Below are 23,085 nucleotides of genomic sequence, written 5' to 3' on the forward strand. Positions count from 1 at the left end.
GGATCGGTCATTAAGCAAGTATCCTTTTTGGTCGATGGGAATACTCAGGAGAAAAAAATGTCGCTTGCGAGAAAAACCGGTGCCTCTGCTTACAATGAATACAAAGCCAATGAGATATCTACCGTTAGCCAAATCAAATTGATTGTAATGTTATTTGATGGGGCCATTCGTTTCTTAGGTGTCGCAAAAGACAATATGACTCCAAGAAAATATGATGTGGTGAACAACAACATCATCAAAACCCAGGACATCATAACAGAACTGCTTTTATCTCTCAATATGGAAGAGGGAAAAGAAGTAGCAAACAACCTATTGTCATTATACATTTACTTAAAAAAAAGGCTTCTCGAAGCCAATATGAGAAAAGACAAGGCCATCATCGATGAGTGCATTAAAATTCTGGGGGAATTAAAGAACTCTTGGGAGGAACTAGAAAAAAAAGAACCTCAAAGTCCACCACAAAGCGCAGGCCAAAGAACTACTGGAATTTCCATCACAGGTTAATGTTTATCCCATTCGAAAGTTTAAAACCATGAAACAAATATCCTTCCCACAATTACTTCAGAAAAAAATCCAATTGCTTGATTCTTTGATTTTAAATTTAAAGAGGGAAGAGGAATTACTTTCTTACCGTGATGCCGATTCTGCTGTGAAAATTGAATTTAAAAATGAAAGTTTAGTACGGAAGTTAGAAGAGTTGGATGCACAGATATTGGACCACCAAGGAATGGATGTGCATACGGAAGGAGAAATTGCCCTTTCGGAAACTGTATTTTCGAAGTTAGATGAAGCAAGGAACCTCCAACAAAAAGTCCAAGAATTACTTGTATTTGAGATGAATGAGAGTAAAAAAGAGTATTGGGAATTTAGTATCAAACGAAGGTTAAAATCCCATTTGGTCTTCTCCTCTGGCCTTTCATGGACAAAAAATTACTATTAAATGACTCTCTTCAATTTTTAGGATTAACTTCTGGATTTACTGAAGCGGAACTTAGAGATTCCTATCATAGATTAGCAAAAAAATACCATCCCGATACTGGTGAATACACAAGTGATGTGATGTTTGTCGAATTGAACAAACATTATGAATTTTTAAAAGAATACCTTCTCATCCACCCAGAAGAGTCTGAATTTGATCCAAGTTTTGGACAGGTCCAACCAGATCACCAAGGCAAATCAGAAAACAAATCACAAACGGAAGGACAAACCACCAGTCAAACGGAGTCTGGGAAAACCAAACCATCCAAAGATCCCATCTTCCAAGAATACAAAATGGCAAAAGAGAAGGAAACGGAGGCCATCCTTCGTTATTATGAAAAACGAAACCTTCATCCCATCGAACTTTCCAGTTCTTTGAATAAGGAACTAGTCCAATTGCAAAGAGACTTAGAACCAGTTTTGCAAGTGTATTTGAATATTACGAAAGACCATCCAACGAGTTTGTGGGCAGCAGATGCCAAGTCTTCCTTAGAGCGATTGCGAGTTTGGTGGAAGGAAACATAAAAAAAGAGCTGGATTAACTCCAGCTCCTTTCTAAACAAAAATGAAAAGGATCCCATTCTCCCTTCGGCAGTTGATTGGACCGAAGGGTAGGACGGGATTTTGGTTCCCTTACAAATTTTGTTATGGGTTCGGTGTTACTGCATCTCCGCCTACAAGGCCTAATGAAATTTCAGGGATCCAACTGATAAGGATAAGCCCAATGAGGAAAAGTCCTACGATGGGAGCTACCGATTGGATTACCTTACCTAACGGTTGTTTGAAGATCCCTGATGCCACAAATAGGTTTACCCCAACCGGAGGTGTGAGGTAACCAATCTCTAAGTTGACAATCATGATGATTCCAAAATGCACTGGATTGATTCCATAATTGATCGCCATCGGAGCAAGTAGTGGTGCCAGAACTAAAATCGCACTCATGATATCCATAAACATCCCTACAATGAGTAATAGGATATTCACACCAATGAGGAAAGTGACAGGGCTGGAAATAAGCTCAGACATCTTTGCCACAAGGTTTTGAGGGATTTCGTTTTCGATCATAAACTTATTCAAACTCACCGCAAGGATTAGGATGAGAAATAAGATTCCAAGCATCTCAGCACTTTCCGCCATGATCTTTGGTATTTTAGGAAAACTTAATTCTTTGTGGATGAATACCTCAACGAGGATGGCATAAAAAACTGCAATCGCTGCTGATTCTGTTGCTGTGAAAAATCCCGAGTATATCCCACCCAAAATCACGACAGGCATCAGGAGGGCAAGAACCCCTTCCTTCCAAGCAATACGAATTTCTGCCCAGTCCCATTTTCCACGACCAACATTACCTGCGCGGAACACAGAATAAATCATCAGAAGTGACATGAGTAAAATCCCAGGCCCGATCCCTGCTATGAAAAGATCAGTCACAGATACTCCGACCATGATCGCATACACAATCATTGGGATACTAGGAGGGATGATGATCCCAAGGGTTCCTCCGGAAGCAAGTAAACCCATTGAAAATTGAGTTGGGTAACCTGCTTTTGTGAGAGAAGGGTACATAAGTCCACCAATCGCAATCAGTGTGACCGGTGAAGATCCAGAGATGGCTGCAAAGATCCCACAAGAGAAAACGCCAGCAATGGCTAGACCTGCAGGGATTGGAGCTGTCATCGCTTGAGCGATACGGATCAGCCTTCTTGCAATGCTACCATGGGTCATCAAATTCCCTGCGATGATGAAAAGTGGAATCGCAAGTAGGATTTCCTTATCACCTGCAAAAAACAAATCTCCCACAATGCTATTCAGTTCATGAAAGGACTCAAGTGGTGGATCTGGTAAAAAGTAATAACAATACACAGTGATGGCACCCATAAGCACAATCAAAGGTTGTCTAAGTAAAATTAACGCGAGTAAGAGTAGAAGAATTCCCCAAGAACCCATTAGCGATTCCCTCCTGAATTCGATTCGGAAAGTTCTTTTTCCGCAAGTTCCAAGGCTTCCGTCGCCTCATTGATGTCAGATGGGATGAGTGCTGGAAAAATTCCATAACACAAATGTCTGAATCCCATAGAAATAAAAATATAAGGGAAAATCAATTGGACTTTCCATAAGTGGATCTCTGTTACAGGATTCACTTCATCCAAACTAATACTTTCTAAAACATAAATGACTGATAAGTAAGCCAAAAATAAAAAGAAAATCGCAATCACCCATTGTTCGATGATTTTTACATAATGTAATACTGCTTTAGGTAAAACTTTATCAGCAATTTCTGGTCGTAGGTGAGAACCTTTGGCACTCGCAAGTGCAGAACCAAACAAACCACCCCATAACATAAAATAAAGGGACAATTTTTGTGCCCAAATGATCCCACCAAGGCCAAGCCACTCTAAAAAAGAAGAGGTTCCACCATGAATGGATTCTGCGATGTAGATACTCCAATCCCCAATGAAGCCAGCGACTCCAGTATTTGGATAGGCTTCCGAGATTTCTAATGTCCAACTTAAAACTTTATCGATGACCTCTCTTTTGGAAACGTCAGCAATCATGAGAAGAGTGAGCAGAAGGAAACAAATTCCTCCTGCCCATTTCTCGCCGAAACTCAAAGTATTTAGAATTCGTTCGACGAATTTCATTTATCTGTATCCTACCTTACTCTAACCGCCACAAGCTGCTTTTGCTTTTTGGATTTTATCGTAAATCTGTTTTGATTGACCACCAATTTTTCCAACAACTTGAGTTGCAACGGCATTTCCCGCTGCTTTGAACCCTGCAAGGTCAGATGCCGAAGGTTCATACACTTGTACATCTGCTTTTTTCAGAGTCGCAATCATGTTCTTTTCGATGGAACGAACCGCTTGTCTAGCACCTGGAGCAAGTTTATTCCCTTCGCCCATAAGTGTTTTCTTTTGTTCGTCGTTTAATGTGTCCCAATACTTTTTAGAGTAAAGGATGGCAGCAGGTTGGTAGATGTGGCGGGTCAAAGTAAAATACTTAATCGCTGTTTGCCACTCTGCCGCTAGAGTGAAGAGCGGAGTGTTATCAAATCCTTCTACCACGCCCGTTTGTAAAGAAGGTAATACTTCTGGAATGGCAATGGGAATTCCACTCACTCCTAATTGTTTCCAATAGGCAATGTGAACAGGGGACTCTTGGATTCTGATTTTAATTCCTTTCAAATCTTCAGGTTTTTTAACAGGAGCTGACTTCGTTCCAATGGATCGATAACCGTTTTCTGCCCAAGTTACAAAAATGAGACCTTTTGATTCAAAAAGTTTTCTAAAATCTTCTAATAAATGTTCGTCGAGAACACAGTCTGCCTGTGCATAAGAATTGAAGAGATATGGAATCTCAAGAACGTTCAATTCTTTTACAGTGTTTGCAAGTGCCCCGGCTGTAAGACCTGCACCTTGTAGTTTTCCTCGAATGACTTGTTGGAGGATTTCGTTTTCTCCACCCATTTGTCCACCAGGATAAATTTTGAATTTGATTTGTCCTTGGGACTCACTTTCGATTTTCTTTTTGATTTTTGCTAACTCGTTTGCCCAAGGTGAACCTTCGGGAGCTACGGTAGCTAGTTTAACAGTTGTTTGGGCAAAAAGACCCCCACTGATCGTGAGGGTGATACTTACACAAACTAAATATTTTAGCTGTTTTAAAAACATCTAGTTCTCCTAGTGATGGTTTATAGTTCGTCGAGAAGTTTTTTCGCTTTTCGTTGTTCTACGATTTGGTCTGCTTCAATTTCAGGTAAAGAAGCTGGTTTTCCTTTGAGAACAAATTCCAATTGTTTTTTGAATTTGTCTTCGTTTCCTTTTAAGCGGCTTTCTGCATAAAGGACTCGAACTGCAAAATAGTTAGGGTGTTTTGCAATGGCTTCTTCAAAGTATTTGTCGGCCAATTTTTTATCACCTGTTGGAGAGAGAGCATTACTTGCTGCATCATAACGTAATGTTGCTGCATAGAAATATTCTTTGCCCATTGCCTTTTCGATTTCTTTGACGCGATTGATCATCGCAGAGAATTTAGAACGGTTTGATAATAGAGTTGTGAATCCAACCAATCGAGACCATTTTCCAAGAGATGCATATCTCCAATACAATGCGTCGATATCTTCAGGTCCTAAAACATCGAGAGACTTCTCAATTTCTAAACCGTCTTTTACCACTTTGTCTCTAAATTTAGGATTCATTGCGAGAGCTGCTTCACACCAGTTTACAGCCGCATCATAAAATTGAATGGATTCTTCTTTTACTTTTGCATCTTCATCAGCATCACCAGTGAGTTTTAACCAGAGGTGTCCATCACCCATTAGATAATTTCCACGGCATAACATCACTTTTACGTCAGTGTACTGAGGGTTTTCGATTGCAAATTTTTCTAAACTAACAAGTGCTTGGCGAAGGTCTTGTTCGTTGTGTCTGTTTTTCCAAAGTTTTTCAATTTCAGCAGGAAGTTTCGCAGGCGTCGCCGATCGCGTTACGTCCGATGCAGAGATTTTCACTTGTCTTGATTTTCCACAAGCAACCACAGAAACGAGCACTAGTGTTGCGAGTGCGATTTTTGACCAATTTTTTGTTTGGTTCATTTTTTCATCATCCTCCAAAAATGTTTGGGATTTCTCCCTTTCTATTTGTAGCATCTAAAGGAAGTTTTGGGGCAAAATTTTAGAGAAATTCTAAAAAAAGCACAAAGAAATCCCATGATTCCGGAAAAAAATACACGCATTTGACTTAAATGCAAGAAAGTTTTATTTTATGGGACAATAAGCGTGTTAGAAGGTGGGGATACTCGGTAGGAACTCGTGCTATTGGCTAAATCCACCGCAAGCCCCAAAGTGCGAAAGGAAATATGGTTTCCAGGGGTCAATGTGGCAAAAATCCGACAGGAAACGCCTGCCGTGTTGGCATTTGAAGAAGGATCCACCTCGAAGGTGTATTCTATGGGTTGGACAATGGCGGTTTGGGCAAGGAGGCATTGGGCACCCTGGTTCAAATCGTTTGGATTCTGGGCCAGAGCTTCGCTTGGGGCCTCATAAAGCCTGTATCCTTGGAAAATCAACTCAGGATTTTGGGCCCTCACTTTGATGGTGAAGTTCGCATTTCCGTTATTTGTGATGGAAATGAGGGTGGGAGGGGCCTGCACCGAGGAAGTTGTGGAATAATTGGTACAGGTTCCAAAAAACAATACGATCCAAAAAAAAACAGAAAACCGGTAAAAAGGAAAGGTATGTCTGATCATGTTTGATTTTGTCCTTCGCGGCGTTTTTTCCTCCAAAAGAAGAATCCGAACAGTAAAAGTAGAAGGGCCACGAGCACTAAAATGATGGTTTGCCCACTGCGAACCCAGGTCATGAGTTCATCAAAGTTATGGGCAAAATAATACCCTAAATAGACCCAGATGGGAACGGAAATCAGGGCGGCAAATCCATCGGTAAGGAGGAATAAAAGAAAACTAATTTGTTTAGAAGTTCCTGCGGTAAAAAAGATGGGCATCCGCAGTCCCGGCATAAAACGGCCTACAAATACAACCCAACGTCCATACTTTTTAAATTGTTCTCGGACTTTATCGAAACGTTCTGGATGGAGGACGGTGCGAAGGACTGGTAGTGTCAATGCCCTTTCTCCGTAATAACTCCCAAGCCAAAATACAAAACTATCACCAATCAAAACTCCTGCCATACCAACAAAGAACATGACATGAACATTGGCATACCCAAGCCCAGAGATGACTCCACCTGCTGTGAGAGAAATGTCTTCTGGAACGGGAAGCCCAAACCCACAGAGGATCAGAATTCCGAAAACGGCAAAATAACCGTATTGCATAAAAAGGGAAACTAAGGTTTGTAGAAAGTCCATGAGGGATTTATACTGATTTTATGGTTTCGTCGAAAAAGGAAAGAGATTTATGAAGAAAGGGAGAAATGAACTCCTAGCGGATGAAGAAAAAATCCTTGCTTCCTATGCAGTGAGTAGCCGGAATTCAGGCGCTCGTGCGTATAACGAACCGGAACATCCTTACCGGTTACCATTCCAAAGAGACAAAGACCGTATCATTCACTCTCACGCGTTCAAACGATTGGAATACAAAACCCAGGTGTTTGTGTATTCGGAAGGGGACCATTTTCGAAATCGGCTTACCCATACCTTGGAAGTAGCTGGGATTTCCAAAACCATTTCAAAAGTGTTAGGCCTCAACGAAGACCTAAGTGAAACCATCGCACTTGCACATGATCTGGGACATTCCCCATTTGGTCATGCAGGCCAAGAAGCCCTTGCGGAACTCATGAAAGACAAGGGAGGGTTTGAGCACAATAAACAATCGCTGAGAGTGGTACAAAAATTGGAGCGTCGGTATCCTGATTTTCCTGGATTGAACTTATGTGAAGAAACGTTACTTGGGATCATGAAACATGGGGGAGGATACGAATCAACCCATCTACTCGAAATTAGACGAAGTTATGGGCCATCTCTTGAGGCACTTGTTGTGGATGTGTCGGATGAAATCACCTATAGTGCTCACGACATAGAAGATGGATTGGAGAGTGGACTTCTCATGTTAGATGATGTGAAACATCTCTCGATTTGGAAACGAATTGAAGATAGTTTGCCGAACTCAGAAAAAAAATCAGATTTAAATTCCCACTCAATTTCGAGGTCCATTGGAAGGGTGTTACTCAATTTAATGGTTTCGGATTTGGTTGATACCATCGATCTTAGCTTATCAAAACACAAAATTGTATCTAGAGAATCAATTGCAAATGCTTACCAAAATAAAATTAAGTTAGTTCATTTTTCAGAGGAATTTCAAAACGAGTTTTCTGAATTAAAACAATATTTATTCCAAAATTTATACAGGCATCCGGAAGTTTCGAGAATGAGTGAAAGAGGAAAGGAAACAATTTATTTACTCTTCAAACATTTTGAATCCCATCCCGAGTCTATTCCTGAATCGTATCGGAAGAGGGAAGAAGAAGATGGGCGTATGAGAATCATTTGTGATTACATTGCAGGAATGACGGATCGGTATGCGATCGAAAAATTAAAACGTGAGGGGATCTTGTGGTTTCCGTATTGAGTTTTTTCAGATTACTTTTGGAATGTAAATTTAAAATAAACAAAGAAATAGAGTATTGAAAGATCGAGGTTATGATGTACGAACTTTATTCCCATCCCAATTCAACATATAGCAAACGTGTTCATATTTATTTAAAGTTTCGAAATTTGGAATATGAAACGATCCATGTTGCGCTCGACAAATTGGAAAACCGAAAAAAACCATTTTTAGCGATCAATCCTTACGGAAAGGTTCCTGTCTTAAAAGATGGAGAATTTCTCTTGGCTGAATCATCGGCAATCATTCGTTATTTGGAAGAAAAACATCAATTTCCAAATCCATTGTTTCCAGAAGAACTCCAAAAAAAAGCAATTTTAAACCAAATGATCAATCAATGTGAATCTGAGTTTTGTTTTCCAGGCAGTGTCATTTACTTTGCTAAAAAATTTGTTCCAGAAGAAAATTGGGAAACCAAACGAATGAAGGATTCTTCCAAACGCATTGGAAGGCACTTTGATATTATCGAAACCATTTTAGCGAAAGAAAATTATTTGTTCGGAAACCAATTTGGTATATTGGAAATTTTATACGCACCCTTCATTGAAAACGTGGCAATGATGGAAACAAAAATTCCAAAACCCATGGAAGATTGGATCATAAGGGTGTTAGACGAACCAACAGTGAAACAAGTTTTAAAACCGTAATCTAAGTTTGGAAAACAATTCCTAAACTTGGTGTGCGAGAAACGATTTCTGTAATTGATTTGATGCCTCTCGCCAATTGGTTTGCCATTCCATTGATCCATTTGGTCCTACCACATTGGTGATCACTAAATACGCAGTGACCGGGATTTGGAATCGTTCTGCCACTTTTGTAAGCCCAAACAATTCCAAATTTTCCACCTGGAAATGTTCCCAAACATTTTGAAATCCTTCACTAAACGTTTGCAAGGTGATGGTCGCCGGGGCGTTACAATTGGTTTTTGGAAAGTAAGGATCGGATTTCAGAAAGTGGAAGGGTGGGTTTGTTGGGAGTTGTTTTCCAAGACCAAACAAATCGCTGATTTCTTTGCAATGCACTTCTTTTGGGGAAACGATGGTTCCGATTGGGAAAGGGGACCAAGGATACACCCCACAAGATCCTAAAAACACAATTTGTTTCACATCTGGATTTTGGAAAAGATAGTTGGATACTTGTATGGCTTGCTCTAAATTCCCAATTCCCATAGGTTCCAAATGTGGGAATTTTGATTCCTTTCGAAGCAGGTCAATTTCTCCTTCGAAAGCGGATGTAATCAGTGTTTGTTTGTGAAAAAACTTAAACAAGACCTTCTGTTTCCGGATACCCAAACATTAAATTTAAATTCTGAAGGGCCTGTCCTGCTGCTCCTTTTTGTAAATTGTCTAAAGCGGAGACTATGGCAAGTGTATTCCCTTTTACTCTGAATCCAATATCCAAAAAGTTTGTATTTTGGACTTTTTTTAATTCAACCTCTTCTGGTGTTTTGTACAAACGTAGGAAAGGTTCTTTTTCGGCTACTGATTGTAATTTTTCTTGGATCTCGGAACTTTCCACCGGTTTTGCAAATGGAATGTAAATGGCGGATAGAATTCCTCGGTAAACAGGGAGTAGGTGGGGAGTAAAATGAATTTCTTTTTGGTCACTTCCGACAAAGGCATACTCTTCCATTTCTGGTTCGTGTTGGTGGCTTAATATCTTGTATGCTCTAAAGTTTTCATAGACATGAGTGTATGCAAATTGGATCTCTTCCGTCCTTCCACCAGCTCCACTCACACCTGACTTTGCATCCACAATGACTGGGCCACTAATCTGGTTTCGTAGGTTTCCAAGGATGGCAATCGGCAAAATAGCAGAAGTTGCAAAACAACCTGGATTCGAAACAAAGTTTGCCTGTTTGATTTTTTCTCGGAAAAGTTCTGGTAACCCAAATACCACTTTGTCCATCCATTCAAATTTTGTGTGTTTGAATTTGTAAGCAGCTTCGAATTTGGATTGGTTTCGCAAACGAAACGTTCCTGATAAATCGATTACCTTTCTGTTTTGGTTTAGAAATTCCGGTGCCTTTTCCAAAGAAACTTCGTTTGGTGTGGCAAGTACGATATGAGTGTCCGCAGGAACCGGTGTGTCATGTTTTTGGAAGACAAGGTCTGGCAAATGGCTCTGGTCTGGGAAAACTTCACGGATGTGTTTTCCATCCACTTGATTCGAAGTGATGTGTACGAGTTGGAAATACGGGTGGTGGGCCAGTAAACGAGTCAGTTCTTTGCCGGTAAGTCCACCAGCACCAATGATCGCGAGTTTAGTTTGTTTCATAAGCGGAACCAAGGTCAAGGATTTGGAATGATCCTAGGTTGTCAAACGGGTCTGCAAACAAAATGCTTGCTTTTCCATGGCCTTCGAATCGAATGATCGGACTTCTTTATGGTCACCTCCTCGAGTTTATTACTCCAGTTCTCTAACCAAATGAAATCAAAAGGACTTTTGATTTTGATTTCAATTCGTATGGTGATTGGTTGGATTGGTGTCGTTGCTTCCGTATTGAATTTTGGCAAACCACCGTTTTACATCGCGTTTGGCTTTACATTGTATTTCTTTATTACTTCTTTTTTAGGGAAACATTTCCTACAAAACAAACAAACAAATCCAATTGGAAACCGATGGATTATGTTGTTTTTGGGAATTGATTTTATTGTTTTACTTTTTGGATTTTGTCTGTCGATTTTTGCCCATCCCGAAGGGATGAAGGCTTTACCCATCCAGAATTCTATCTTCTTTTCTTTATTTTTTTTATACCAACTTACCATTTCCTTTTTTTTACATAGAACATTTTCCATTGTCATGGGGATCATCGTGAGCTGTGGGTATTTAAGTGGGATTTTTTTTGCACACCAGTTAGGTGTAGAAATTGATTATGGATACCAATTGTCCCCTCAAGGACCAAATCGGGTGGTTTTTGTTTTAGAGATTTTAAAAGTAATTTTGTTGATCGCGAAAACCATTTGTATTGTAAAATTGGTTTCGTTTTTACTCGATATATTAGAAAACAATAATCAAAAATTGGCCAATGAATTGAACGAAAGGGAATCGAGTCTGATCCAGACTGATCGTTTGGTAACACTTGGTTCGCTTGCTTCCAATGTTGCCCATGAAATCAAAAATCCATTGGCCGGTATATTATCCATGGTAAATTTTTTATTGGAAGAAGAGAGACGTTACCTGACCAATCGAGAACCTCTCTGGAAAGAAAAAGAAGAACGGATTATTTGGAAACATCGAACGAAAAAACAAAAGAGAGAGGAGTTGGATGTGATCTTACAACTCTTCTCTTTCCTTCCTAGGAATGATGCATTTTACTTGGCGGATCGTTGCATTGATTTAGGAATCGATTATAAAAGTTTTGAAGGAATGGGTGCAGAGGAAGGTCGAGATTGGGAGTTTGTTTTTGCATGGTTAAAATACAAAACCATGGAAAATGCAAATTTGTTGATTTCCAATTCGATCCACCGAACAGAAAAAGTCATTTCTACTTTCCAACAATTTTCAAAACCATTTCAGAATACGGAAAAAGAAGTCGTTCGTATTGGAGATGGTTTGCGAGATATATTAATCCTGTACAGTCAGTATCTTGCAATGAATCGGAATTTGAGTACAGAAATTGATGATCGTTTAGAGGCATATGTGAATGAACCTGCAATCAAATTGGTTTGGTCACATTTGATTTATAATGCAATCCAAGCAACACCCCACAAATCAGGGGAAATCCATGTGAAAGTATTCCGCAATGACGAAAACCAAATTGAAGTGAATTTTATGGATAACGGAATTGGAATTCCCTCCCATTTACAGAGTTCGATTTTCCAACCGTTTTTTACGACCAAAGAAAAAGGGGAAGGGATTGGCCTTGGGCTTTTCATTTGTAAAAACATCATCAATGACCAAGCTGGAACAATTCATTTTCATTCGGAACCAGGGAAAACCATATTTTGTGTCTGTTTGCCTGAAACAAAACGGATGGATCATGGATTGGATGAATGAGGGGTAAATGATGAAAGTATGGTGTTTGGTATTCTGTTTGGTCTTCACCTTCCATTGCCAAAATGAGAAAAAAGATTATGAGTTTTTGGCTCTTCGTTTGACCACTCAGGCAAAAACAAACCTTTCACAGAATTTGATGGAGGCGATGAAAGAAGGAGGGATAAAAAAAGCGATTCCCTTTTGCAATGAAAATGCTCTATCATTCACCGAATCCATCGGGAATCAAGCAAACGTACAATTGAAACGGATCACAAACAGACCTAGAAATCCAAAGAATGCACTCACAAAGGAAGAAACCGAAATTTTTTCTAAGATTCAAAATGCAAAAGGAAAAGACGGAGTATTTCCAAACCATCTTGTTTCGTCGGATGAAACAGTGACGGTTTATGTGCCCATAACCATCCAAGGCCAATGCATTCAGTGCCATGGAAAAACAGAGGAAGTTCAAAATGAGACAAAAGAAATTCTATCAAAATTATACCCAGATGACAAAGCCTTTGGATACAATGTAGGTGAGCTAAGAGGGCTATTTTCCGTTACATTTAAAAAATAATTTATAGATGAACATGATCCATCCTATTTCCTTTATCAAAAACAAACCAGATTTATGTGCATTTGTCCTGGAACATGGTTTGTTTGGATTTTTAATTTGGGATACAAATGTAGGAATGGTATATCCAAGTGAAATTGCAACAAAGTCAATGGGAATTATTCCCCACCAATCCTTTCCTTCTGAATGTTTATTAAACCATTCCGGGTATAAATTAGATCCAAAGTACAAACCAAATGATTCTTTTTTCGGAAGGATTTGTTTTGATCCGAATGAAAGTGCTGGGTTTCCCTTTCATTTTCACTCAAAAGAAATACCGGTGGATGGAAAATCATACCGTATCCTTGCGTTAGATGCTGCTTTAAAAAAAAATGATGAGAACCAAATTCCCATCATACAATCAGAGATGGAACTTAAGTCTGTGTCAAGGTTACTCGACCAAATGGCAAATTTGGCGAAAATTGGTGGATGGGATTTGGATTTGCGTACGGGTAAAGCCAATTGGACAAATGTGACCAAACGCATTCATGAAGTTGATGATGATTTTAATCCCAGTGTCGAATCAGGACTTCAGTTTTACCATTCAGAAGAGAGTCGAACCAAAATCACAAATGCAGTGAATGCCTTACTTGAGATGGGCACCGAATATGATTTAGAATTGGAAATGGTTACCGCAAAAGGGAACCAAACATGGGTGAGAACCATCGGACGTGCCGAATATGAAAATGAAAAAATCATAAAAATATATGGAATCATCCAAGATATCAATGATCGAAAAAAATGGGAGATGGCTCTAGCCTCTCAAACTGCCATCTTATGGTCGTTTGTTGAACATGCACCAGCCGCTGTTGCCATGCTTGACCAAGAGATGCGTTACATTGCACTCAGCCAAAGATGGATTGAAGATTATAAAATACCTATGTCCAAGGAAGAAATCATTGGAAAATGCCATTATGAAATTTTCCCGAACATAGATGAGGATTGGAAAAAGATCCATTCACGGGGCTTAAGTGGAGAAATTTTAAAATGTGATGAAGACATTTGGCGACCACCTGGTTGGGAAAAAGACCAAGTGATCCAATGGGAGATTCGTCCCTGGAATTTATTATCGGGAGGGGTCGGTGGGATTTTAATGTTCACCCGGGACATCACGGAATCCTATGAAACTAAATTAGAATTAAAACATGCCAAGGAAGTTGCGGAAAAATCGTACAATGCAAAATCGGAATTTTTAGCCAATATGAGCCATGAAATTCGAACACCTTTGAATGGAATCATTGGGTATTCCGACTTACTGGCAGAAACTTTAGTTGATACAGCATTTAATGAATACGCTCAAATCGTCAAACAGTCCGCACATACATTATTGAATATCGTAAATGATATATTGGATTTTTCAAAAGCAGAGGCAGGCAAACTGCAGTTAGCGGAAGAACCAAATGATCTAAAAAAAGTAATATTAGAATCGATTCGAATTATGGACATTCAAGCAATTGCAAAGGGACTTGATATCCGTATGGAATTGGATGGAAATATTCCCAAAACACTGATGTTTGATGCCAATCGTTTGCGGCAAGTTATGTTAAACTTAATTGGGAATGCATTAAAATTTACAGAAATTGGTTTTATCGAATGTAAATTAGAAAGATTGGATTCAGGAAAAAATGATGAAGTATTCGTTCGGATCTCTGTAAAAGATACTGGAATCGGAATTGCTTTGGAAAATCAGAAAAAGATATTTGATTCATTTACACAAGAAGACTTTTCCACAACACGAAAGTTTGGTGGAACAGGGCTTGGGCTTGCCATTTGTAGGCAATTATTGAATTTAATGAAGTCTGAATTACAAGTGAGTAGTACGCTTGGAGAGGGAAGTGAATTTTATTTTATCATTCCGTTTCGAATCCCTGAGATTGATTCAAATTTAGAGTCGAAATTTTCTTCTCCTGCAAGGGAGGATTCCGTTTCGATGGAAAGGAATTCCAATCCCAAAGGAACCAAAGTGTTAGTTGTAGAAGACAATCTTGTGAATATGGGTCTTATGAAAAATTTTATCAAAAGGATCGTATCGGATGTCATTATTTTGGAAGCAGAAAATGGGGAAGAGGCCATTTCGGTTTTCCAAAAAGAGAATCCCAATATTATCCTGATGGACATTCAAATGCCAGTGAAAAATGGATATGATGCCACGGTTGCCATTCGTTCTTTACCTGAAGGAAACAAAGTGCCGATCATCGCTGTGACTGCTGGTATCATTGCTGGAGAAAAAGAAAAATGTTTTGCGGTGGGAATGAACGATTATTTGAGTAAACCGGTCCAAAAAGAAAACCTGAAACAAATCCTATTCAAATGGTTATTGGATCAGGACTCAAGAGTCAAACCGAAACAACCCTCCTAAACGCACCATTAATGATTCCGATACGGCACTCGAACGAGTGTTAGGATTTCCCGGATCTCTCAGATCACCTGTTTGCAAAATTGGATCATAATGATTGATGTGAGCAGATAACCCTGTATAACGGTCCACATCTTTGTAATATGTGCGAAACACATCTGTTTGCAGGAAAAATCGTACTCTTTCTTCTGGATCATAATTCATTCGAAAGCCATAATTTAAATTCTCGCGTATCGAACCCATTACCTTCGGATTTGAGGTCCATTGGAAGCTATCGGGACGACTGATGGTGAGTAAATTTGGGTCAGCACCTACTAACACCTCTGGGTTTGTGATTTTGGATGCACCGGCATGGAGACCGATTCCAAATTCTTTGGAAAAATCATAATTCAAACTTAAAAACCCTGTGACTTCCTTGGGAGATTCAAATTTCCGTTTGGTATTCACCTTTGCATCCGTAGCATAACTACCCGTTAAATACCCGAATTGGCTATTTGCGAATTCTTCGCCATAGGTTGTGGTTTGAAAAGGGGCGATTCCTGAAGAAGTAATTGATGTTAGGTTTGTTCCGTAGGATACTTCACTCCTTGATTCGAATTTTCCAAGTTTCCAAACAAATCCAATCGAAACCCCTCCCGAATTTAAAGTGGCCCTTTCTTGGTTTTCTTTTTGGTTGAGTGCAGATATTACCGTTTGGTTAGTGTTTGGTGACTGGTCTGGATATAAGGTTTGTCCATCTCTTGTCGAATCCGTTTTTGGATCACTCACTTTCAGTTTTGTTCCAATGGCAGAAGTAGTAAAAAGAAAATTGGAATTTGGGATCCAATCAATACGAAAGGCAACGGTGGGCATAGAGTTACGTTCGATATTTGTTTTTACATTGGGATCATTATGAAATCCTGTTGTTCCGATTGCAGAGCCTAATTTCAGTTCACCTAATTTATACCAGATGCCAATTTGTTCCCTTTGCCAGCCGATATTCCCTGAAGCGGACATAAAGGCACTGGCGTTGTACGATTGGGGGTATACTCCTGCAAAAAGATCCCAAGTTCTCCCTAAAAAAATCTGCAACTTTGCACTCGGGTTGTATTGGAAATACATTTGCCTGACCCTTGGTTTTGTTTCCGCTCCTACTGAACTTTTGGTTACATCCACAAAGTCAGCTTCAAAAATAGCTTTGGCTTTATTCCCATACCCAATCTCTGCTCCAAGTAACGAGCTTGTTGGGTATATCCCAGAGCGAGGTTCTGCATCTCTTGCTTGCACTTCACGTTTTGCAACTGTTGGTCCCACTAAATTATCAAACCCAAATGACAAAACCGATCGATTGGCATAAGCAAAATCAGTTTTGAGCATGCCGGTTACTTTGAATTGTAACTCGGATGTTTGGTTGGATTTTGAGTCAGCATTTGCATCTTTGGCAATCCCTTGCGGAGGGTAGAGTGTTGTGCCGTCTTTGGAAAGTGATTTCTCGTCTTTTTCCGATTGTGCATGAAGGGATTGGGATATGCTAATCAACAGAAGAAGGAAAAGCATCGGAAATAGTGGTTTCATGAAAAATTTCCTTGTCTGTTATCTAGTAAAAATGTTAGAACACTCTATACTTTGCGTGAACATTTTGCAAGAAAACATTTTCAAACAGCTTAGGAAAGGATTCGAAATTTATGAAATTTAAATGGGAACCCAACTCACTCCGAACCAAACTCATCGGACTCACGATCCTTTCTGTCACCCTTGCTTGTGGCCTCACTGGTTTATTCAGTTTTTATGTTGGGAGAAGTACGATCATTTCAAAATTAGAGAGTTTTGATATGGTGAAAATCCTAGAATCTAAATCAGCGACCATCGATTCTATCTTGGAACGAGCAAAGGAAACGGCTGTGCTCATTGCCACCGACCACAATACAGTCCGATGGGCAAAAGCGGGAGAACCGAAAGGAGCCGAGGGGGATACTGTTTTTAAAAATCTAACATCATACAAATCAAAGTTAGGTTATATTACTTATTTAGGGATCATCAATCCGTTAACCAAAAACTATTGGAATGAATCTGCGAAAAAAATTGACACTCTAAACGACAAAGATCCCGACGATAATTGGTTTTACGAGCTAATGGAATCAAAAAAAGAATTAGTGACCAATATGGATTATACAGCCGAATACAAATCCTACGCGATTTTTGTGAATGCAGTCACTATGGAAAATGGGATTCCAGTCCTTGTCAGTTCCATTGGAATTGATGTTTCCGTAGCTTCTAAACAGTTCACACAAATCGATCAGTTTGGAGGGGAAAGTTGGCTTGTGGATAACCAAGGATTCATCCAACTTGCTTTGGATAGTAGTTTGATCGATCAAAGTATCAGTAAAACTTTCCCTGAAGAGGTTGTATCAAAACTTAAAAATATTAAGGAAGAAGTGATTATTTTTTCAGGAAATGATTTCGAAGGAAAACGTTGCCTTTATGGAAGTTTTAAACTTCATTCTGTTCCATGGAGGGTGATTTACCGAGTTCCAGTTTCGAGTATGACAAAATCATTGGATTTTATCGCTTTGTTAACTTTATTAAGCATTCTATTTTCAGTTGTGATCGTTTCCATTGGGATGGGATATGTATTAACAAAGGTTACTCATGCGATAAGAGAGGCTTCTATGCTTATGAATCGGATCTCACATAATGAATTATCATTTGAAGTACCTAAAATTCAATTAGATCGTAAAGATGAGATTGGTGGTATGGCAAAAAGTTTAGAAAAGATGCGCCAAAACTTAATGGTCATCGTACAAAAAATCCAAAAACTTTCTGAATCCATCACTGGGAAAAGTTCCCATCTTTCATCTCTTGCATCAGATTCATCTGCGACCATCGAAGAAATTGCTTCCTCTGTACAAGAATTGTCTGCGAGTGCAGAGAATGTATCAGCATCCGCTGAGGAAATTTCCTCTCAATCCAATTCAATGATAGAAACTTTAAATTTATTGGGAAGTGAAATGGAACTTGTTTCCAAAGGTGCAGAAAAGATTGAAGGGAAAGCAAGTGAATTGGAATTGTTTGTTGGTAAATCACTGCTAGATGCGAAGTCACTATTTGAAGCGATCAATTCCAAAATACAAAACGCTGTAAAAGATGCAGAAGCGATCAAAGAAATTCGTGAATTGGCGAGTATGATTGCAGAAATTGGAGACCAAACCAACTTACTTTCTTTAAATGCTGCCATTGAAGCGGCGAGAGCCGGTGAACATGGAAGGGGATTTGCTGTGGTTGCAACAGAAGTTTCCAACTTGGCTGGTAAGTCCCAGGACACTGTAAAAAAAATTGTGGAACTCAACCACAAGTTAGAGAAAGCCATGTTGGAAATGGTTGATTCTGTAAAAGAACTCCTTGGAATGATCACAGGAAAAGTGATTCCGGATTACGAAGGTGTGGTTGCTTCCGGAAAGGAATACCGTATCCAATCCGAAGAAATCAATTCATTAGCGAAACGTACCTTTTCATTGGCAAAGGAAATTAGTTCAAGTATTAGTGAAGTCCACCATGCCATCATTTCCGTATCCGAGGCGATGAACCAAAATGCATTGGCACTGGGTGAGATCAGTTCCGGGACCAACCAAATGAGTGAAGTTTCGATGCAAACAGCTGATAGTTCCGCCGAACTCAACCAAACGGCGATTGATATGAAAGAGATCGCGTATCAATTTAAAATTGATGCCTAAATTGGTTACGGAACCTTTGTTGGTTCCATTTCAAACAGTATCCGAATTAGTTTGTGGACATTGATGTTGATAAAGAACTTCTGTTATGATTTCATAAATTTAGATTGAAGTTTTTTTCGCAAAATCTTAAATGATTCGCAAAGATATGGGTTGGAATATGCATTTCAGGTTTGTTCCATCCTTTTTATTCGTTCTTATTTTCTCATTTAAAAATCGAATGGGAAATAAATGTTTTATCGTTCCTTAATCAATTGGATATCAGTTTTTCAAAATTTGAGGGATTGATTATTTTTTATTGTTTCGAAAATAGTTTAATATCGTATTGAATTAGAAAGAGTAGGCAGAGAGGTATTTTTTTGGTGCATTCAATTTGTAAGTTGTTTTTATCATTTTTTTTCCTTATTTTGACATTTGGGACCTATGCGGATCCAATCAAATCAAAGGAAGGGGAAGTTTCTTTAAAGTCATCTACCTTGCAATACAAAGTTGATAAGGTACTTTTGAAACGGTTGTTATTGGATATAGGCTACAAAATTTTAAGTGATGAAGACAAACTTTTAATCCTCTCCTACCAAGATTTTAAAGTGGGTCTTATGTCTGGGAATGATACATCCATCCAATTTTATTCTTCATTCACAACAGATAAAAAAAATAAAATGGAACTCGCCAACCGATGGAACCAGAAGATGCGGTATTCGCGAAGTTATACGGATGCAGAAGGCAGGTTGATTTTAGAAAGTGATTTTGATTATTCAGGTGGGGTGACAGAAGAAGGGATCAAAGAATTTTTGCAAAAGTTTCAGATTTTGAATTCTCAGTTTAGTACGTTACTCATACTTGCTGAATGAGTCTGATGGCATTCCATCATACCATTTTCCTTTTTTCAATTCTCTGCTTCTCTAAATTTCAATTGGATGCAAAGGAAGGTTTTTCCTCGGAAGCATCCGATATGCTGGGATTGGTTTTGAGTCGTTGGAATCAAAGGATATTGATTTTGTAGAATTGTTGTTTCGGATGATGAAACAAAACGGAAGTATCCTTCCGTTTTGTTACTTTGAAAAAAGAGTAAATATGTTTCTTAATTCCGAAACAGATCATTCACCCCAAACGACAACACATTCTTGGTAAAAAATTGATCCCAAAATTGAAACAGACGATCGATCAACCACAGCAATTTTCTTTATGTTTCCACTTTTTGCTGCGTCTTCAATCGATTGGCCAACTCCGTAATAGAAATAATTCGCGATAAAAAATGAAAAACTGCAGGATCTACCTGATTTTTCAACTTTCGCAGAGGTGATTGCATTTCCATTGGAACCAGCATTTAGGTGTTGGCTCGTAACAGTAACTAAAGCACCAGGCATTGGTGTTGTTAAACAGTTTGTAAAAAACACCAAACTAAAAATTGAAAGTAAAATATATTTCATCATTATTCTCCAGAGACAATTGTACAATAGTTACGGAATAAACCGGTCAAAAGGGAAAAGGAAGAATGGTCAATCGTTGCGATTTTGCTGATTCCATTTTTGTTTGCAATGAGACCTGCTCCAGCATCACCCACACTCACTAAATAAAGAATGGTTAATTGGCATCCTTTTGCTTCTTTCACTGCTTTCACGTTATTTTCTGGATTGATGGTCCCAGCAAATTTTGTGGAATTGTAAAGAAATCCATGCGTTGGTCCAATTGCACAATTGGCAAACAGAAATACTGATAAAAGAGAAATAAATACGATTTTCATTTTCATAGGGAGCTCCAATTATGATCCTTTGACGATTGTACAAACTCTGTGGTATAAGAAACCAGCAAAAATGCCCAATTGTTCATACTCAACAAACGCAACTTTTGTGATGTTCGCTGATTTTTTTGCAGTTTCAATCGAAGAATCTCCAAATGAAAAGAGTGCCAAGATCGCGTGGTTACAACCTTTTCCTTGGTTTACGGCTTCTGCATTGCTCCCGATAGCGCCAGGATACGTAGCCTTATGGAATAATGCTCCACCTCTATAATATGCAGCAGGGGTTGCATAGTCAGTCGCTGGGTTCGTGTTTGTGCTAGGTGCGTACAAAGTGAGTAATGAACCACCTGTACAATTTTGAGTGAATAGTATGATCGTTAGTGAGATTGCAAAAAGAATGCTCTTTTTCACATGATCCTCCTCTTTAATTTTGGACAGTTCTCTTTCTTTTTACGATCTCTGTCAACACTGTTTGCATGAATTCAAATAAAACGAACTGTTGTTAGAATCGGTGTAGCGAATTTCACGTGTTACGAGGTGATGCATTGGTTGAGGTTTTGGATCCAACCTAACCAATTCCAATTGGGATTTGATTTATTGCAATGATCCGTATTTTTTAAAAAAAAATTTGGTATGAAAAAATAATGAATTTCGTTCGTATTGTGACGTTTGGTTTTCTCACTAACGGAAGCGATTGCAGACTTTTGTTTGGTGGACGTTTCAGTGGTTGCCTTCAGAGGATTCTGATTGGATTGCCAAAAAGAAAACGCATGGATGGAAATCATAGGCAATCACAAATCACATGAAAACTTCCGAATTCAGGATCAACATTCAACAAATGCTTGTATAGACGAATTCAAATCAATTATTTCGCTAAATAACTCTACGAGTGAGCCATTTGAATTGGGTATCCCATGGTAATACCAAATTTCCTAACCTTAACGCGACCATTTTCTTTACTGGTCTGCTTCTCAAATTTTGATTTAAGTTCTCGTGGATCGTTTGGCAATCTTCAGAGTTTCTGTTTCCGCCAATAAATACAGATTGGGATACAGGCATGGCGGAATTACTTCATCAATTTATAGAAGTTTGAAGTCTGATGGAACTCAAGTTGGAAGCTTGGCTAGTAACATTACCATCAAAGGCCATCTATCCTTCTATGAATTTCATCCTTTGACAACAACTGGTTATGCCAGAAAGCATTTAAAGATAATCCATGTGTTCTCAAGAGATAGGTGGAGTAAGGATGGAGTGAACTCCAATGCAGTGGAAGGTTCGAATGGTATCCTAAAGAAAGCAATGAGGCACGACTCGATGTTCAAACCACAGGATTCGACTCTCTATCTGAATGAATATGCATCTGCTAAAAATATAAAATACTTTGGTGTGGTGAAAAAAATAGTATTCGAAGAGGAACTGTGACAGGACATTGAAGGAGAAGTCATACTCGATTGATGCAGAAAGAAGAGAGGGGAGTTTAAAACATGTCACGTCCATTTAAAGTATTAGGGATCCAACAAGTTGCCATCGGAGGCGAGTCGAAGGAAAAATTATCTAAGTTTTGGGTTGAAGTGATGGGCCTTACCAAGGTTTCCGATTACAAAAGTGAAAAAGAAAATGTCGATGAAGACATCCTTTCTATGGGCAATGGGCCTTATAAAGTCGAAATTGATTTGATGCAACCCATCGATCCAAATAAAAGTCCAAAAGTTCATGATCCGAAACTCAATCACATTGGCCTCTGGATTGATAAATTGGAAGAATGTGTGGAATACCTGACGAAACAAGGGGTTCGTTTCACACCGGGTGGGATCCGCAAAGGTGCTGCCGGGTATAACGTCTGTTTCATCCATCCTAAAGGGAATGAGGAATTCCCCCTTTGTAGCGAAGGTGTCCTTGTCGAACTTGTCCAAGCGCCAGAAGACGTCATCAAAGCATTAAGCTAAATCAATTCAACTCAATAGGATAACAAACGATTGGTGTCATAACCAATCGTTTTTGCATATTCTATGTATTCTGTTTCCACTTGCTGTGGGATGGTTTTTTCTCTTGAAAACACCCATAAAAAATTGGGATCAGGTCCTCCAATGAGGGCAGTTCGGTATCCCGTTCGATCGATTCGTAAAATCAAATAGTCTCCAAAGAAAAACGGAAAGAAAAAACTTACCTTTAGTTTTCCCACTGGCGGATTGGGAATGAGAGCCACCCCATCCAAACGAGTTTCCCCTGAAGCACTCAGGCCTTCGTTTGTCACTCGGATGGTTCCGTCTCCTTGTAAGGAGTATGTGGCCGATACTTCCGTAAGACCAGATTGGAAGGAATTGTCGATTCGTTTGATTTCATTCCAGGTTCCTAAAAATGAATTCCAATCTACATTGGTTTCAGCATAAGAATCAAAAGGAGAAGTGGAAAGGTAGGAAACAGCACCTATTTTAAGTAAATCAACAATAGGGGATTCATCGGTTTCTTTCTTTGTTGCAATGGAAATACTCTTTGTGGAACATTTGTTAAACAAAATAAATCCAATTAACAAATAACTTGTAAACAGCTTTGATACGTTGGACAGATCAATCATCCCCATTTCTTTTTAGATCGG

The 23,085-nt window shown here is 39.0% G+C and carries 26 protein-coding genes; 12 read left to right on the top strand and 14 right to left on the bottom strand.

What is annotated here, in order from left to right; genetic code table 11:
• Nucleotides 1-57: 57 nt before the first annotated feature.
• From fliS to LEP1GSC202_RS00890, 3 genes are read left to right on the top strand one after another with little or no spacing between them, the layout of a single operon-like run.
• Entirely contained in the window at nt 58-504 is a 447-nt protein-coding gene (gene fliS, locus LEP1GSC202_RS00880) for a flagellar export chaperone FliS (protein ID WP_015675765.1), read from the top strand.
• 28 nt (nt 505-532) lie between these two features.
• Entirely contained in the window at nt 533-940 is a 408-nt protein-coding gene (locus LEP1GSC202_RS00885; protein WP_015675876.1) for a flagellar protein FlgN, read from the top strand.
• Nucleotides 919-1,503, top strand: a complete 585-nt coding sequence (locus LEP1GSC202_RS00890; protein ID WP_015675961.1) for a DnaJ domain-containing protein — start codon at nt 919-921, stop codon at nt 1,501-1,503. Before LEP1GSC202_RS00885 ends, LEP1GSC202_RS00890 begins: the two co-directional genes overlap by 22 nt.
• A 120-nt stretch (nt 1,504-1,623) precedes the next feature.
• Here the strand turns inward: LEP1GSC202_RS00890 and LEP1GSC202_RS00895 are convergent, their stop codons facing one another.
• The 6 genes from LEP1GSC202_RS00895 to LEP1GSC202_RS00920 all read right to left on the bottom strand — a co-directional run bounded on the left by LEP1GSC202_RS00895 (nt 1,624) and on the right by LEP1GSC202_RS00920 (nt 6,842).
• On the bottom strand, nt 1,624-2,925 hold the full coding sequence (locus tag LEP1GSC202_RS00895) for a TRAP transporter large permease (protein ID WP_015675979.1): 1,302 nt from the start codon (nt 2,923-2,925) through the stop codon (nt 1,624-1,626).
• Nucleotides 2,925-3,620, bottom strand: coding sequence for a TRAP transporter small permease (locus LEP1GSC202_RS00900; protein ID WP_015675948.1), 696 nt, complete (start codon nt 3,618-3,620; stop codon nt 2,925-2,927). The genes LEP1GSC202_RS00895 and LEP1GSC202_RS00900 overlap by 1 nt, the downstream gene beginning before the upstream one ends.
• Nucleotides 3,621-3,641: 21 nt before the next feature.
• A complete protein-coding gene (gene dctP, locus LEP1GSC202_RS00905; protein ID WP_015675791.1) occupies nt 3,642-4,649 on the bottom strand; it encodes a TRAP transporter substrate-binding protein DctP in 1,008 nt (335 codons plus the stop codon).
• A 20-nt stretch (nt 4,650-4,669) separates the two neighbouring features.
• The gene (locus tag LEP1GSC202_RS00910; RefSeq protein WP_015676007.1) at nt 4,670-5,572 is read right to left on the bottom strand and encodes a TRAP transporter TatT component family protein; all 903 of its coding nucleotides are present in this window, start codon (nt 5,570-5,572) and stop codon (nt 4,670-4,672) included.
• A gap of 167 nt (nt 5,573-5,739) precedes the next feature.
• A complete protein-coding gene (locus tag LEP1GSC202_RS00915; RefSeq protein ID WP_015675877.1) occupies nt 5,740-6,225 on the bottom strand; it encodes an LIC11661 family lipoprotein in 486 nt (161 codons plus the stop codon).
• Complete coding sequence (locus LEP1GSC202_RS00920; protein ID WP_015675780.1) at nt 6,222-6,842, bottom strand: DedA family protein; 621 nt, start codon at nt 6,840-6,842, stop codon at nt 6,222-6,224. Before LEP1GSC202_RS00920 ends, LEP1GSC202_RS00915 begins: the two co-directional genes overlap by 4 nt.
• A gap of 49 nt (nt 6,843-6,891) precedes the next feature.
• On the opposite strand from LEP1GSC202_RS00920, the gene LEP1GSC202_RS00925 reads away from it, so the two are divergent.
• Both LEP1GSC202_RS00925 and LEP1GSC202_RS00930 read left to right on the top strand, forming a co-directional pair.
• Entirely contained in the window at nt 6,892-8,061 is a 1,170-nt protein-coding gene (locus LEP1GSC202_RS00925) for a deoxyguanosinetriphosphate triphosphohydrolase (RefSeq protein ID WP_015675795.1), read from the top strand.
• Nucleotides 8,062-8,135: 74 nt separating this feature from the next.
• Nucleotides 8,136-8,744, top strand: a complete 609-nt coding sequence (locus LEP1GSC202_RS00930) for a glutathione S-transferase family protein (RefSeq protein ID WP_015675744.1) — start codon at nt 8,136-8,138, stop codon at nt 8,742-8,744.
• A gap of 21 nt (nt 8,745-8,765) precedes the next feature.
• Here LEP1GSC202_RS00930 and LEP1GSC202_RS00935 read toward each other — a convergent pair whose 3' ends face one another.
• Both LEP1GSC202_RS00935 and argC read right to left on the bottom strand, forming a co-directional pair.
• Complete coding sequence (locus tag LEP1GSC202_RS00935) at nt 8,766-9,365, bottom strand: hypothetical protein (RefSeq protein ID WP_015675789.1); 600 nt, start codon at nt 9,363-9,365, stop codon at nt 8,766-8,768.
• Nucleotides 9,358-10,374: an N-acetyl-gamma-glutamyl-phosphate reductase gene (argC, locus tag LEP1GSC202_RS00940; RefSeq protein WP_015676028.1), complete on the bottom strand. Its 1,017-nt coding sequence runs from the start codon at nt 10,372-10,374 to the stop codon at nt 9,358-9,360. Before argC ends, LEP1GSC202_RS00935 begins: the two co-directional genes overlap by 8 nt.
• Before the next feature lie 108 nt (nt 10,375-10,482).
• Between argC and LEP1GSC202_RS00945 the strand changes: the two genes are divergently transcribed.
• Genes LEP1GSC202_RS00945 through LEP1GSC202_RS00955 form a run of 3 tightly spaced genes read left to right on the top strand, consistent with a single transcriptional unit; the run spans nt 10,483 to nt 15,044 of the window.
• Nucleotides 10,483-12,096, top strand: a complete 1,614-nt coding sequence (locus LEP1GSC202_RS00945) for a sensor histidine kinase (protein ID WP_015675784.1) — start codon at nt 10,483-10,485, stop codon at nt 12,094-12,096.
• Between the two features lie 7 nt (nt 12,097-12,103).
• Nucleotides 12,104-12,649 (top strand): Tll0287-like domain-containing protein, encoded by a 546-nt coding sequence (locus LEP1GSC202_RS00950; RefSeq protein ID WP_015675719.1) that lies wholly within the window; start codon nt 12,104-12,106, stop codon nt 12,647-12,649.
• Between the two features lie 13 nt (nt 12,650-12,662).
• A complete protein-coding gene (locus LEP1GSC202_RS00955) occupies nt 12,663-15,044 on the top strand; it encodes a hybrid sensor histidine kinase/response regulator (RefSeq protein ID WP_015675958.1) in 2,382 nt (793 codons plus the stop codon).
• Here LEP1GSC202_RS00955 and LEP1GSC202_RS00960 read toward each other — a convergent pair.
• A complete protein-coding gene (locus LEP1GSC202_RS00960; protein ID WP_015675957.1) occupies nt 15,015-16,595 on the bottom strand; it encodes a hypothetical protein in 1,581 nt (526 codons plus the stop codon). The two genes, LEP1GSC202_RS00955 and LEP1GSC202_RS00960, sit on opposite strands and share 30 nt — an antisense overlap.
• A 110-nt stretch (nt 16,596-16,705) precedes the next feature.
• On the opposite strand from LEP1GSC202_RS00960, the gene LEP1GSC202_RS00965 reads away from it, so the two are divergent.
• Nucleotides 16,706-18,751 carry a methyl-accepting chemotaxis protein gene (locus LEP1GSC202_RS00965; RefSeq protein ID WP_015676001.1) on the top strand — a complete coding sequence of 682 codons (2,046 nt, stop codon included), beginning with the start codon at nt 16,706-16,708 and terminating at the stop codon, nt 18,749-18,751.
• Nucleotides 18,752-19,110: 359 nt separating this feature from the next.
• Nucleotides 19,111-19,599: a YbjN domain-containing protein gene (locus tag LEP1GSC202_RS00970; RefSeq protein ID WP_015675991.1), complete on the top strand. Its 489-nt coding sequence runs from the start codon at nt 19,111-19,113 to the stop codon at nt 19,597-19,599.
• A 246-nt stretch (nt 19,600-19,845) separates the two neighbouring features.
• Here LEP1GSC202_RS00970 and LEP1GSC202_RS00975 read toward each other — a convergent pair whose 3' ends face one another.
• From LEP1GSC202_RS00975 to LEP1GSC202_RS00990, 4 genes are all read right to left on the bottom strand, one after another.
• A complete protein-coding gene (locus LEP1GSC202_RS00975) occupies nt 19,846-20,181 on the bottom strand; it encodes a TRL domain-containing protein (RefSeq protein WP_039927795.1) in 336 nt (111 codons plus the stop codon).
• Nucleotides 20,181-20,498 (bottom strand): TRL-like family protein, encoded by a 318-nt coding sequence (locus LEP1GSC202_RS00980; protein WP_015675723.1) that lies wholly within the window; start codon nt 20,496-20,498, stop codon nt 20,181-20,183. Before LEP1GSC202_RS00980 ends, LEP1GSC202_RS00975 begins: the two co-directional genes overlap by 1 nt.
• Nucleotides 20,499-20,510: 12 nt before the next feature.
• Complete coding sequence (gene lsa14 / locus LEP1GSC202_RS00985) at nt 20,511-20,900, bottom strand: adhesin Lsa14 (protein ID WP_015675899.1); 390 nt, start codon at nt 20,898-20,900, stop codon at nt 20,511-20,513.
• A gap of 119 nt (nt 20,901-21,019) precedes the next feature.
• Nucleotides 21,020-21,274, bottom strand: coding sequence for a hypothetical protein (locus LEP1GSC202_RS00990; protein ID WP_039927797.1), 255 nt, complete (start codon nt 21,272-21,274; stop codon nt 21,020-21,022).
• A 217-nt stretch (nt 21,275-21,491) separates the two neighbouring features.
• Here LEP1GSC202_RS00990 and LEP1GSC202_RS00995 point away from each other — a divergent pair, with 217 nt between their 5' ends.
• Together LEP1GSC202_RS00995 and LEP1GSC202_RS01000 are read left to right on the top strand one after the other, a co-directional pair.
• On the top strand, nt 21,492-21,911 hold the full coding sequence (locus LEP1GSC202_RS00995; protein WP_167321689.1) for a hypothetical protein: 420 nt from the start codon (nt 21,492-21,494) through the stop codon (nt 21,909-21,911).
• Between the two features lie 62 nt (nt 21,912-21,973).
• Complete coding sequence (locus LEP1GSC202_RS01000) at nt 21,974-22,435, top strand: VOC family protein (protein ID WP_015675927.1); 462 nt, start codon at nt 21,974-21,976, stop codon at nt 22,433-22,435.
• Between the two features lie 11 nt (nt 22,436-22,446).
• On the opposite strand, the gene LEP1GSC202_RS01005 is transcribed toward LEP1GSC202_RS01000, so the two are convergent.
• Nucleotides 22,447-23,064: a lipocalin family protein gene (locus LEP1GSC202_RS01005; protein WP_015675856.1), complete on the bottom strand. Its 618-nt coding sequence runs from the start codon at nt 23,062-23,064 to the stop codon at nt 22,447-22,449.
• Nucleotides 23,065-23,085: the final 21 nt, after the last annotated feature.

This window comes from Leptospira yanagawae serovar Saopaulo str. Sao Paulo = ATCC 700523 (assembly GCF_000332475.2).
Lineage (GTDB): Bacteria > Spirochaetota > Leptospiria > Leptospirales > Leptospiraceae > Leptospira_A > Leptospira_A yanagawae.

Excerpts from the sequence above, each read along its gene's own strand:
- LEP1GSC202_RS00920 (WP_015675780.1), bottom strand. The coding sequence starts at position 6,842 with ATGGACTTTCTACAAACCTTAGTTTCCCTTTTTATGCAATACGGTTAT.
- fliS (WP_015675765.1), top strand. The coding sequence starts at position 58 with ATGTCGCTTGCGAGAAAAACCGGTGCCTCTGCTTACAATGAATACAAA.
- LEP1GSC202_RS00945 (WP_015675784.1), top strand. The coding sequence starts at position 10,483 with ATGGTCACCTCCTCGAGTTTATTACTCCAGTTCTCTAACCAAATGAAA.
- LEP1GSC202_RS01005 (WP_015675856.1), bottom strand. The coding sequence starts at position 23,064 with ATGATTGATCTGTCCAACGTATCAAAGCTGTTTACAAGTTATTTGTTA.
- LEP1GSC202_RS00955 (WP_015675958.1), top strand. The coding sequence starts at position 12,663 with ATGATCCATCCTATTTCCTTTATCAAAAACAAACCAGATTTATGTGCA.
- LEP1GSC202_RS00990 (WP_039927797.1), bottom strand. The coding sequence starts at position 21,274 with ATGATTTCCATCCATGCGTTTTCTTTTTGGCAATCCAATCAGAATCCT.
- LEP1GSC202_RS00975 (WP_039927795.1), bottom strand. The coding sequence starts at position 20,181 with ATGATGAAATATATTTTACTTTCAATTTTTAGTTTGGTGTTTTTTACA.
- LEP1GSC202_RS00965 (WP_015676001.1), top strand. The coding sequence starts at position 16,706 with ATGAAATTTAAATGGGAACCCAACTCACTCCGAACCAAACTCATCGGA.
- LEP1GSC202_RS00950 (WP_015675719.1), top strand. The coding sequence starts at position 12,104 with ATGATGAAAGTATGGTGTTTGGTATTCTGTTTGGTCTTCACCTTCCAT.
- dctP (WP_015675791.1), bottom strand. The coding sequence starts at position 4,649 with ATGTTTTTAAAACAGCTAAAATATTTAGTTTGTGTAAGTATCACCCTC.
- LEP1GSC202_RS00960 (WP_015675957.1), bottom strand. The coding sequence starts at position 16,595 with ATGAAACCACTATTTCCGATGCTTTTCCTTCTTCTGTTGATTAGCATA.
- LEP1GSC202_RS00895 (WP_015675979.1), bottom strand. The coding sequence starts at position 2,925 with ATGGGTTCTTGGGGAATTCTTCTACTCTTACTCGCGTTAATTTTACTT.
- LEP1GSC202_RS00885 (WP_015675876.1), top strand. The coding sequence starts at position 533 with ATGAAACAAATATCCTTCCCACAATTACTTCAGAAAAAAATCCAATTG.
- LEP1GSC202_RS00915 (WP_015675877.1), bottom strand. The coding sequence starts at position 6,225 with ATGATCAGACATACCTTTCCTTTTTACCGGTTTTCTGTTTTTTTTTGG.
- LEP1GSC202_RS00980 (WP_015675723.1), bottom strand. The coding sequence starts at position 20,498 with ATGAAAATGAAAATCGTATTTATTTCTCTTTTATCAGTATTTCTGTTT.
- LEP1GSC202_RS00925 (WP_015675795.1), top strand. The coding sequence starts at position 6,892 with ATGAAGAAAGGGAGAAATGAACTCCTAGCGGATGAAGAAAAAATCCTT.
- LEP1GSC202_RS00910 (WP_015676007.1), bottom strand. The coding sequence starts at position 5,572 with ATGAACCAAACAAAAAATTGGTCAAAAATCGCACTCGCAACACTAGTG.
- LEP1GSC202_RS00890 (WP_015675961.1), top strand. The coding sequence starts at position 919 with ATGGACAAAAAATTACTATTAAATGACTCTCTTCAATTTTTAGGATTA.
- LEP1GSC202_RS00930 (WP_015675744.1), top strand. The coding sequence starts at position 8,136 with ATGTACGAACTTTATTCCCATCCCAATTCAACATATAGCAAACGTGTT.
- LEP1GSC202_RS00900 (WP_015675948.1), bottom strand. The coding sequence starts at position 3,620 with ATGAAATTCGTCGAACGAATTCTAAATACTTTGAGTTTCGGCGAGAAA.
- LEP1GSC202_RS01000 (WP_015675927.1), top strand. The coding sequence starts at position 21,974 with ATGTCACGTCCATTTAAAGTATTAGGGATCCAACAAGTTGCCATCGGA.
- argC (WP_015676028.1), bottom strand. The coding sequence starts at position 10,374 with ATGAAACAAACTAAACTCGCGATCATTGGTGCTGGTGGACTTACCGGC.